The organism is Pseudomonas sp. NIBRBAC000502773 (assembly GCF_006517195.1).
Lineage (GTDB): Bacteria > Pseudomonadota > Gammaproteobacteria > Pseudomonadales > Pseudomonadaceae > Aquipseudomonas > Aquipseudomonas marginalis.
The window spans coordinates 6,595,604-6,606,845 of sequence record NZ_CP041189.1 but is presented as its reverse complement, the minus strand read 5'-3'; the positions used below and the strand labels follow the sequence as shown (position 1 = coordinate 6,606,845).

Below are 11,242 nucleotides of genomic sequence, written 5' to 3'. Positions count from 1 at the left end.
ACACTCTACCCTTGTTTTGGCTCAGGGGTCCCAAATCCACGGAGACAACCGCTGGTGAGCATCGATTATCGCCCATCAGTCATGCGTGAGTGAGGTACCAGCGCCAGTCCTGCTCCCCGACTTCAGCGTTGAATTGACGGAACTCGCGCCATTTGATCGCCAGATACACCTTCAGGAAGTCGGCGCCCAGCGCCTCGCGTGCCCACGTTGAATCCTGCAAGGCCTGCAACGCGGTCAGCCAGTCGGTAGGCAGGAAATCCGTTGCCTGTTCATACCCATTTCCCTCAATCGCGGCACCAGGATCGCTTTGATGGGTGATGCCGTGGTGAATCCCCGCCAGTAATGCGGCAGCGGCAAGATACGGGTTGGCGTCGGCCCCGCAAATGCGGTGTTCGATATGCCGACTTAGCGCAGGGCCGCCGGGCACGCGGAACGACACCGTACGATTGTTGACCCCCCAACTTTTGGCCAGCGGCGCGTAACTGCCGGTCTGGAACCGGCGATATGAATTGGCATGGGGGCAAAATATCGCCAGCGAGTCAAACAAGGTCGCCATCATCCCGCCAATTGAGTGACGCAACAGTGGCGTACCCTGTGGGTCTTCGCTCGCATACAGGTTGTTACCCTCCTCGTCGGCCAGGCTGACGTGCAAATGCATGCCACTCCCGGCCTGGTCACTGAACGGCTTGGCCATGAAGCAGGCTTGTAGCCCATGTTTGTTGGCGACACCTTTGACCAGGCGTTTGTAGCGTACGCCTTCATCAATAGCCTGGAGTGCGTCGAAACGATGTTCCAGGGTCAACTCCACTTGGCTTGGAGCGTACTCGGAGATGGCTGTGCGTACGGGCAGCCCTTGTAGCGCGCACGCAGCGTAGAGGTCATCAAGAAAAGGTTGCAGCTGTTCTAACTCGTATAGGCCATAAACCTGCGGTGCCTGGGGACGGATGCCGTTGGTCTGCTGCGCTGGCTGCGGCCGACCGTTGGCATCGCGTTGCTGGTCCAGCAAGTAAAACTCCAGCTCAACGGCCATTACCGGGTGGAAACCATCGGCTTTGAGTCGGTCAATGACATGCACCAGTACGTGTCGCGGGTCGGCCGGTGCGGCGGGAATACCTTGGGTCGGGTGCATGCTCACCTGCACCTGACCGGTGGGGTTGGTGCGCCAGGGTTGCAGGGTCAGGCTTCCCGCCAAGGGGTATGTCCAACAATCGGCATCGGCGACATCCCAGACCAGGCCTGTGTCTTCGACGTCTTCACCCTGTACGGTCAAGGCGAGAATGGAGCTTGGCAGCGGCCGACCGTTTGCGTAGATCGCCAGCAGTTCGTCGCGATGCAGCAGTTTGCCTCGCGGAACACCGTTCGCGTCGAGAAGGAACAACTCGATGCTCAGCACTTCAGGGTGGGCGGCCAGATAGTCTTCGGCCTCTTTTTTATCAGCAAATTTCATATCAAACCTCTCGGCGCTCATTCAAGCGACTGGACAGTATTCAAGAACAATGGAATTTATGAACAGATAACCCGCGCTCCAGGTAAGGCAAGCAGCGCGGTCAGCGCGTTATCCAACTCACCGATCAGCCTGTCGACATCCCCTTCACTTGTTTGCGGACAGCACAGGGTCATGTTGTGAAAAGGCGTGATCAGGATCCCGCGATTGATCAGATAGAGGTGCAGCGCCATTTGAAGGCTGTCATGAAAAGCCGCCTCGGCTTGCGCGCCGGTTCTGGGCGAGGTGGCACAGAATTGAAACTCACAACGAGCCCCCAACTCGGTTACCGACCAGTTCAATTGGTGCCGCTTGAACAGCGCTCGAAACCCCTGGGCCAGTCTTGAGGCCAGGGGCAACATGTGCTGGTACGCAGACTCGGTCATGACCTCTTCGAGACTGACGCGCATGCAACGCATCGCCAGTGCGTTGGCGGACAAGGTGGTTCCCATGCCGCTGTGACCATGCCCGCCGCTCGCTTCGCTGATGCTCTTCTGCGCATCGTGCATGGCCAACGCAACGTGCTCGGTCATGCCAAAGACTGCGCAAGGCACGCCACCGGCGATGGGTTTCCCCACTACGAAAAAGTCGGGCTTCAAATCCCATTGGCGCGTGCATCCACCGATGCCGGTAGAAATAGTGTGGGTCTCATCAATGACCAACAGGCTGCCGTATTTTCGCGTCAGCTCGCGGCACTGTTGCATGAACCCCGGATCGGGCAGGACCATGCCGATATTGGTCATCGCCGGCTCGCACATCAGCGCGCACACGTCGCCCTGAGCTAAAGCAGCCTCCAGTGCAGCGACATCGTTGAAGGGAATGGATCGACTGTATTGGGTCAAGTCGTAGGCTTGCCCCACCAGGCCCGAACGGTGCACGGTCTTGCCCTCTCGGTACCGGACCATCACGTCATCCACGGTGCCGTGATAACAGCCGTCGAACACCAGTAGAACATTGCGCTGGGTGATAGCGCGCGCCCAGCGCAGCACATAACGATTGGCGTCGGTAGCGTTGGCGGTAACTTGCCAATAAGGCAGCTCAAACCGCTGGGCCAGCAACTCTGCGCAGACCACCGCGTCTTCGCCGGGCAGCATCGTGGTCAAGCCATTGTTCGCCTGCTCGGCTATGGCGCGGGCAATAGGATCAGGTGAGTGGCCAAACATCGTGCCGGTGTCGCCGAGGCAAAAGTCTATGTAGTCATGACCGTCGACATCGGTGAAGCGGGCACCTTTGGCACGCTGGACAAAGAGCGGCGAAGGCATCGACCAATCGCTCATCCAGTGCATGGGCACACCGTTGAACAGCGCCGCCTTGGCACGCTTGGCCAGCGCCATCGACGCTGGGTTGTTTTCTATAAACCGGGCACGCTCGGCTGCGGCAAAGGCAGCAATCGCTGATTCACCAACTCCACTGTTCGACATGATTAGAACCCTTTATTAAGCATCACATTAGTTAAACTTCGTTGCCGTATAGATAAGCCACACTCCATCATTCTCCAGGTGCAGCATCAGCTCCCGAATATTGGGTGAATATCGCTCCGCAAACTTATAACATGGGTGTTGGCTTTAACTATTTACATTGCCGGCTGACATATAGCCTTGATATATCGCGCAGATGTTCATTCAAACGTCATTAACCGGATTGAGGGGCTTTATTCTCGACCAGGCAATTACCGCCATCGACCACGATAACTTCACCGGTGATGTAACTGGATTCTGGAGACGCCAGAAATGCAACCGCCGCCGCCACTTCGTGGGGACTGCCTGCCCGCCCGATCGGGGTAAAGCGCCCCGCCTCTGCTTCAACCGGCGTGGTTGAGCCCGTGGTGATCCATCCGGGCGCCACGCTGTTGACGGTAATCCCGTGCTTGGCGACTTCAAGTGCCAGTCCCATGTTCATGCCCACCATCGCGGCTTTGGCAGCGCTATAAGCGGCTTCGCCCGGATTGCTCCCCCGGGTGCCCGTGGTGGAACTGATATTGACAATGCGCCCGTAACTTCGCGCCCTCATACCGGGCAAAACAGCCCGCGTCAGAAGAAAAGCGGTGGTTAGGTTTCTGGCCAGTGAAAGATTCCACTCATGCAGTTCCATACTCGCCAACTCCGAGAAAACCTCAGGGCTGCCTTGCATGGCCATACCGGCATTATTCACCAGAATATCGACCCGTCCCCAGACCGACACCGCCCAGAGGCCGAATTCACGCACCTGACGTTCATCGGTGAGGTCAACCGCCCTGCCCTCAACTTCAAACCCTTCTGCGAGCAGCTCTTTAACGCGTTCCTCGATGCGGCGGCTACTGGCGGTGATGATCAATCTCGCACCCGCTGCACCTAGCCTGCGAGCGATCGCCATGCCAATACCCGCTTCACTTCCGGCACCACTGACAAGTGCCACATGCCCCCTCAAATCAGTATTTAACATCGTGTTCTCCACGTACTTCATTTGGAATAGAAGTGGAAATTAGGCTAATAAACCTGATAAATAAAGACGATCATCATCAGAAAATCTGACAACCACCATGGCGTTTACCAGTGAGTCACTGAAAGTTTTCCTTGCAGTTGTCGACAGCGGCTCCTTTTCTGCCGCCGCACGCAAATTGGGGCGGGTACCCTCGGCCATCAACATGGCGGTGTCCCAGCTTGAAGCCGAACTGGATTTATTGCTTTTTGACCGATCAACCCGCAAAGCCATTCCTACGGCAGCCGCCAAAGCACTTGAGCCCCAGGCTCGACAGGTCGCCAGCCAGTTAAACCTGCTGGACGCCCATGCGCTCCAGCTTCACCAGGGGTTGGAGGAGCGCTTGGTCCTTGCGATGGCGCCGGAGTTGCAAACAGGCGTGTGGAATCGTCCGCTGTCCATTATCGCCAGGGAGTTTCCCACGCTTGAAATCGAGATTCGCTCCGCGTCCCATCCGGAGGCGATGCGCATGCTCCATGAAGGGCGTGTGCAGTTGGCCCTTGGATTTGAACGACCAGGGCTTGACGAGCGGGAGACGTTTCTTGAAGCGGGGAGCCAACTGTTGGTAGCCGTTGCCGCTCCGGATCATCCTGCGGCCGCCGGCAAGAAAAGCCCCTTGAGTGAAGAGCAACTGGTCAACGTTCGGCAGATCATTGTGGCTACTGGAGGGCCTACAGACTCTGATCCACGTGTTGTGCTGTCACGGCGGATTTGGCACAGCGACAATTACCTGGCAACGCTGGATCTGGTCCAGCAAGGATTGGGCTGGGCTTATCTTCCACAGCCGTTGGTACAACCTCTGATCAGTTCGGGCGCATTGACGGAGGTGGTGTTTGACAACATGCCGAGTCAGATGCGGCTATGGGTCGATATCATCTGGGTAAAGAACCGTCCCCTGGGGCTGGCAGCGAGTCGCTACCTGAGCCTGATGCGCAAGATTGTCGAGGACGAGCCGCGTCGTGTTTGAGAAAAAAACCAGCCGTATGGCTCATTGAGGCCATTGCTCAAGCAGTATCGAGACGAATTTTTCCGCCGCCGGCGAAAGCGATGCTCCCCGGCGATAGACCAGGCCCAAGGAGCGGTTCACAACCGGCTCGATCAACGGGACGCTGACCAAGGTTGGATGATCTTCAGCCGGCATGGCCAGGCTCGGCATTGCCGAAACCCCCAGGCCGGCCTCCACCAGGCCCAGCGAAGTCGAGAGGTGCTGGACTTCGTAGAACCATTGCGGCCGCCAACTCAGGCCAGACAACGCGTGATCGAGCAGCATGCGGTTGCCGCTCAGGCGCCCTACCCCGATCAGGCGGTAATCGCTCAATTCGGACCAGGTGACCGAACTGCGTCCAGCCAACTCGTGATCACGCCGGCACGCCAATACAAAGGGCTCGCTGACCAGGGGCACGAACTCAATGTCCGGATGCTGCCCACTCATCATGTTGATCCCGAAGTCGGCCTCTCCCCGCAGCACCGCTTCAAGCCCCTCATTGGCACTCAAGTCCAGCAGGCGGATGCGGATTTTTGGGTAGCGCTCGTTATAAAGGCGAATGACTGACGGCAGGAAATAGAAAGCCGCAGTAGGGATACACGCCAGGGTTACCCGGCCAATCTGGCGTTCGGCCAGTTCACGGATATTGAGAATCGACTCATCGAAGTCATCGAGCAACCGACGTGCCTTTGGAAGAAAGTCACGACCGACGCTCGTGAGGCTGACCTTACGAGTGGTGCGATCAAGTAACGAGGTGCCCAACCCCTCTTCCAGTTTTTTAATTCGGCGACTGAGTGCCGGTTGAGACAGGTGCAAGGCATCGGCTGCTTCGTGAAAACTGCCGAGTTCAGCGATTTTCACGAAGGATCGAATGTCATTCAGCTCATATTCCATGTCTTATCTCACCCGCACAAGGCGTCAAAAGGAAACTCAGCGTAAATTTATCATTCGTAAAACGCAATAATCTCTTCAATCTTTGCATTTGAAACATTTTTTAAAGCTTGAGACTCTTGCTCCAAGAACATCAATTACACCGATTGATCAACAAGAGTCAGTATCATGCAAAGAATTCCCTGTGTGCTGATGCGCGGCGGCACCTCGAAAGGTCCGGTTTTTCTTGACTGGGATTTGCCCGCCGCCGTTGAGGCCCGCGACGAACTGCTACTCAACCTGATGGGCTCCGGTCATGAACTGGAGATAGACGGCATCGGCGGTGGCAGCCCGCAAACCAGCAAGGTTGCGATTGTCAGCCCTTCGCTGCACCCAGATGCGGACGTTGATTACCTGTTCGTTCAAGTGATGGTTTCACAACGCAGGGTCGACAGCGCCCCCAACTGCGGCAACATGCTGTGCGCGGTGGGCCCGTTCGCCGTCGAGCAGGGTCTGGTCAAAGGCACCCCAGAGCGCACCCGTGTGCGTATTCGTAACGTAAACACCGGCACCTTCATTCACTCCGACGTGTACACGCCGGATGGCAAAGTCAGTTACGAGGGCGATACCGCCATTGATGGCGTGCCCGGTACGGCCGCACCGGTGCAACTGACGTTCCTCGACGCAGCCGGCAGCAAGACAGGCAAGCTCTTTCCCACCGGTAACACGCAGGACGTGATCGATGGCATTGCGGTGACCTGTATCGACATGGCGATGCCTATGGTGCTTGTCGAAGCCAGCCAACTGGGCAAGCGTGGCGATGAGAGCCCGGCGGAACTGGAAGCCGATAAGGAATTCCTGCGGCGCCTCGAGACACTGCGGCTTCAGGCCGGCCTGGCCATGGGCCTGGGCGATGTCAGCGACAAAGTGATTCCCAAGCCGGTACTGGTTTCGCCCGCGAAAGCTGGGGGCACGATCCAGGTTCGTTACTTCATGCCGCACAACTGCCACCGCGCGCTCGCCATTACCGGCTCGATTGGTTTGGCCACTGCGTGCGTGATCGAAGGCAGCATCGTTGCGCAGATGCTCGGCGGGATCAGTACGCCGCGCCTTGAAGCGGTGCGGATCGAACACCCGAGCGGCGGAATTGATGTCGTATTGTCCTACACCGGCGTGAACGGTGAGACAATTCAGGCCTCAGTCGTACGCACCGCCCGCAGGCTTTTTTCCGGCTACGTCTACGCCACTGACTCGCAGCGCCTTGCCGGATAAATTCCGATAGTCGTTGGCATTTTTGCATCCGCACAATTCTAAAAATGGGTGATGCCATGAAAGTTGTTAAATCGCTCTACTTCCAGATCCTCTGCGCCGTGGCGCTCGGCATCGTGGTCGGGCATTTCTGGGCCCAGCAGGCCATTGCACTCAAACCCCTGGGTGACGCGTTCATCAAACTGATCAAGATGATGATTGCGCCCGTGGTGTTCTGCACCATCGTCACCGGCATCGCCGGGATGAGCGACAAGCGCTCCCTCGGGCGCCTGCTGGGCAAAACCATGCTGTTGTTCTTTGTCCTCACGGTGATCAGCCTGGTGATTGGCCTGGTCGCGGTGTACGTGTTCCAGCCGGGCGCCGGCATGAACATCGATCCCAGCCAGCTGAGCACCAAAGGATTGGCCCAGTACACGGAGTCGGCCGCAAAACTTGGGGTGGTGGAGTTTTTCATGCACATCATCCCCGAGACGTTTATCGGCGCCTTCAGTAAAGGTGAAGTGTTGCCGGTGCTATTTATCGCGGTGTTGTCCGGCTTTGCCTTGTCGTCGCTGGGCGAGCGTGGCAAACCGGTACTCGACGTGCTCGAATCCGCCTCGCAAATGGTCTTCAAGATCTTTTCCTATCTGATGCGTTTTGCACCGGTCGGCGCTTTCGGGGCCTTGGCGTTCACTGTCGGCCAGTACGGCATCACCTCGCTGGGTTCGCTGGCGAAGTTGATCATGACCTTGTACATCGCCTGCGGCTTTTTCGTCTTCGTGGTACTGGGCAGCATTTGCCGCGCCAACGGCTTCAGCCTGTGGAAGCTGCTGCGCTATTTTCGCGAAGAGTTCCTGGTGGTACTCGGCACCTCCTCCACGGAACCGGTGATGCCGCGCATGCTGGAGAAACTCGAGGCACTGGGTTGCAAAAAAGGCGTCGTCGGCCTGGTACTGCCCACCGGCTACTCGTTCAACCTGGACGGCACGGCCATCTACCTGTCGTTGGCGGCGATTTTCATTGCCCAGGCCTGCAACATTGATCTGAGCCTGATGCAGATCATCACCATGCTGGCGATCATGCTGCTGTCCTCCAAAGGCGCCGCCGGGGTTACCGGCAGCGGGTTCGTGGCACTGGCCTCGACCCTGACGGTCATTCACGACATCCCATTGGCCGGCCTGGCATTGCTGATCGGCGTTGACCGCTTCATGTCTGAAGCACGCGCCCTGACCAGCCTGGCCAGTAACGCCGTAGCGACGGTGGTGATTTCGATGTCTGAAAATGCCTGCCACCGCGACACGCTGAACCGGATGCTCGACGCAAAATCTTCTGCCGCACCGGGAAAAGCCTGGGACGACCTGAAGGACGCCAAGCGCGTCTAGAGACAACCGGATAACGCTTCCCCCCTGACTTGACTGACCCCCCTCCCCGCCAGGCGCGTTGTGCCGCCCGGCGGGTCAGGGCTCGTGCGCCTCGGCGTCAGCCATTTTTACGATAACAACAAGAGAATCGTCCTATGCTCGCTTTCCTTGGCTTGGCCATGGTGGTCGTATTCACCTATCTCATCATGACGAAGCGCTTGTCGCCCATCGTCGCGCTCACCGTGGTTCCCATCGTCTTCGCGGTGATCGGCGGCTTTGGCGGCACCACCGGCAAGATGATGCTCGACGGCCTGAAAATGGTCGCCCCGTCTGCCGCGTTGCTGCTGTTTGCGATCCTGTTCTTCGGCCTGATGATCGACGCAGGCCTGTTCGACCCGCTGATCCGCAAAATCCTGAAGAGGGTCAATGGCGACCCAATGAAGATCGCCGTAGGCACGGCCCTGCTGTCGTTGCTGGTAGCGCTCGACGGCGACGGCACAACGACCTACATGATCACCTGCGCCGCAATGCTGCCGCTGTATAAACGCATCGGCATGAACCCGATGATCCTGGCAACCATCTCCATGCTGTCGCTGAGCATCATGAGTGGCATGACGCCCTGGGGCGGCCCTGCGACACGGGCTATTGCCGCGCTGGGCCTGGATGCCGGCGAGTACTTCGTGCCGTTGCTGCCGACCATGATCGGCGGTGCCCTGTGGGTGATCTTCACGGCCTTCATACTGGGTCGCGCAGAGCGCAAGCGTATCGGCAACGTGCAGCTGCAAAGCGGCGGCGGCGATTGCTACATCGACGCGATTCTCGAGGACACGCCCCACAAACGTCCGAAGCTGGCCTATGTCAATCTGGTGCTGGTGATCGCGGTGATGGCGGCGCTGGTGATGGGGCTGATGCATTCCGCGATCCTGTTCCTGATCGGCTTCGTGCTCGCGCTGATGATCAACTACCCGCAATTGGACATTCAGAAAGAACGCATCCTGGCGCACTCGGGCAATGCCATGACCGTGGTATTGCTGGTATTTGCCGCCGGGATCTTTGCCGGGATCTTTTCCGGTACAAAGATGGTGGATGCCCTGGCACAAACCCTCGTCGACTGGATCCCCCCATCCTGGGGCCACCTGTTTCCATTGGTGGTTGCGATCACCAGCATGCCGCTGACCTTTGTACTGTCCAATGACGCCTACTATTTTGGCGTGGTGCCGATCCTGGCCAATGCCGCCGCCGCTTATGGCATCGACCCGGTCGAAATCGCCCGCGCCTCGATCCTGGGCCAGCCTGTTCACCTCATGAGTCCGCTGGTGGCCTCGACCCTGCTGCTGGTGGGCATGGTCGATCGCGATATCGGCGACTTCCAGAAGGCCACCGTCAAATGGGCCGTGCTGACCTCCCTGGTCGTCACCGCCCTGGCCTTGTTGACCGGTGCCATCAGCCTGTTTACCTGATCCACCCATAACCCCTGCTGCCTTCCAGCGCGCCTCACTCACGAGGCGCGTGCCGACCTGTACCCCAAATAACAACAACGAGTCATTTGCCATGAACCCTATGTATACCCGTCGAGCTTTGTTTTGCGCGTTAGGCCTGGTACCCGTCGCGGCGGCCAACGCCGAAGGTTTTATTGATGACAGCAAGCTCAAGCTGCAACTGCGCAATGTGTATTTCAACGAGAACTTTCGCGACGAGCATGGCTTGAGTGCGCGGGCCGCCAGAACGGCAAAGAGCGAACGCACCGAGTGGGCCCAGGGATTTCTGCTGGACTATCAGTCCGGATTTACCGCGGGCACCCTCGGCTTCGGCGTGGACGCCCTGGGGCTCTATGGGGTAAAGCTCGATTCAGGGCGCGGGCGCAGTGGCACCGGGCTCATGCCGGTGCATGATGACGGGCGGGCGGCCGGCGAGTTTGCCAGCGCCGGCGCTACGGCAAAAGCCAGGTTCGCCAAAACCACGGTCAAGTACGGCACCTTGCTGCCCAAGACGCCGGTGCTGATTTACAACGATGCACGCTTGTTGCCCCAGACCTACCAGGGCACCCAGGTCAGCAGCAGCGACATCGAGAACCTGACAGTGACCGGCGGGCATCTGGACCGTTTCAAACTGCGCGACTCCACCAACAGCGTGCCGATCGTGCCTGATGGCTACAGCGGGGAAAAATCCGGTGATTTCAACTACGCCGGGGCTGAGTACAAATGGGGCAAAAACCTGCGTTTGAGTTATTTCTACGGGGAACTGGAGCACTTCTACCGACAGAACTTCGCCGGTATCCAGCACGACCTGCCGCTGGCCGGTGGCGTGCTGACCAGCGACCTGCGCTACTTCAACAGCGTTGATAGCGGCTCGGCCTACGCAGGCAAAATCGACAATGACATGTTCAGCGGCCAGTTGTCCTACGTGATTGCAGGCCATACCCTCGGTGGCGGCTACCAGGCCCTTCGCGGTGATGCCGGATTACCCTACATCAGCGGCGCGACCGTCTACTCGTTCAGTAATGCCGGCATCGGCAAATTCATTGAGGAGGACGAGAAGACCTGGATGCTCAACTATGGCTACAACTTCGCCGCCGTCGGCGTGCCCGGCTTGACCTTCTCAACGCGCTACCTGAGCGGCAATGACGGCAAGTCCGCGACCACGGTCAAGGAATGGGAGCGTGATACCGAGCTGGCTTACGTTGTGCAAACCGGCACGTTCAAAGGGCTGGGCGTGCGCATGCGCAACTATGTCTACCGTTCTGAGTTCTCCCGCGGCCGCGACAGCAATCGCCTCTACCTCACCTATGACATCGCCCTTTGGTAAGTCGACGATCGCGGCCCTTGCGGCCGCTTTCCT

General features: G+C 58.4%; 9 protein-coding genes. 5 read left to right on the top strand and 4 right to left on the bottom strand.

The features are described 5' to 3' along the window. Window positions 1-79 precede the first annotated feature (79 nt). The 3 genes from NIBR502773_RS30115 to NIBR502773_RS30105 form a co-directional block, all read right to left on the bottom strand. A complete protein-coding gene (locus NIBR502773_RS30115) occupies window positions 80-1,447 on the bottom strand; it encodes a glutamine synthetase family protein (RefSeq protein ID WP_141157749.1) in 1,368 nt (455 codons plus the stop codon). A 56-nt stretch (window positions 1,448-1,503) separates the two neighbouring features. After that, window positions 1,504-2,904, bottom strand: a complete 1,401-nt coding sequence (locus NIBR502773_RS30110; protein ID WP_141157748.1) for an aspartate aminotransferase family protein — start codon at window positions 2,902-2,904, stop codon at window positions 1,504-1,506. Between the two features lie 211 nt (window positions 2,905-3,115). After that, the gene (locus NIBR502773_RS30105; RefSeq protein WP_141157747.1) at window positions 3,116-3,904 is read right to left on the bottom strand and encodes an SDR family NAD(P)-dependent oxidoreductase; all 789 of its coding nucleotides are present in this window, start codon (window positions 3,902-3,904) and stop codon (window positions 3,116-3,118) included. Window positions 3,905-4,001: 97 nt separating this feature from the next. On the opposite strand from NIBR502773_RS30105, the gene NIBR502773_RS30100 reads away from it, so the two are divergent. Beyond that, complete coding sequence (locus NIBR502773_RS30100; RefSeq protein WP_092484232.1) at window positions 4,002-4,907, top strand: LysR family transcriptional regulator; 906 nt, start codon at window positions 4,002-4,004, stop codon at window positions 4,905-4,907. 21 nt (window positions 4,908-4,928) lie between these two features. On the opposite strand, the gene NIBR502773_RS30095 is transcribed toward NIBR502773_RS30100, so the two are convergent. Further along, the gene (locus NIBR502773_RS30095) at window positions 4,929-5,819 is read right to left on the bottom strand and encodes a LysR family transcriptional regulator (protein ID WP_027605835.1); all 891 of its coding nucleotides are present in this window, start codon (window positions 5,817-5,819) and stop codon (window positions 4,929-4,931) included. A 165-nt stretch (window positions 5,820-5,984) separates the two neighbouring features. Here NIBR502773_RS30095 and NIBR502773_RS30090 point away from each other — a divergent pair, with 165 nt between their 5' ends. The 4 genes from NIBR502773_RS30090 (at window position 5,985) to NIBR502773_RS30075 (ending at window position 11,209) form a co-directional block, all read left to right on the top strand. Next, on the top strand, window positions 5,985-7,067 hold the full coding sequence (locus NIBR502773_RS30090; protein WP_141157746.1) for a 4-oxalomesaconate tautomerase: 1,083 nt from the start codon (window positions 5,985-5,987) through the stop codon (window positions 7,065-7,067). Between the two features lie 44 nt (window positions 7,068-7,111). Continuing rightward, window positions 7,112-8,425, top strand: a complete 1,314-nt coding sequence (locus NIBR502773_RS30085; RefSeq protein ID WP_141157745.1) for a dicarboxylate/amino acid:cation symporter — start codon at window positions 7,112-7,114, stop codon at window positions 8,423-8,425. A gap of 134 nt (window positions 8,426-8,559) precedes the next feature. Then, the gene (locus tag NIBR502773_RS30080; RefSeq protein ID WP_027605832.1) at window positions 8,560-9,864 is read left to right on the top strand and encodes a CitMHS family transporter; all 1,305 of its coding nucleotides are present in this window, start codon (window positions 8,560-8,562) and stop codon (window positions 9,862-9,864) included. A 100-nt stretch (window positions 9,865-9,964) separates the two neighbouring features. Beyond that, window positions 9,965-11,209, top strand: a complete 1,245-nt coding sequence (locus tag NIBR502773_RS30075; RefSeq protein WP_373682405.1) for an OprD family porin — start codon at window positions 9,965-9,967, stop codon at window positions 11,207-11,209. The last annotated feature ends 33 nt before the right edge of the window (window positions 11,210-11,242 follow it).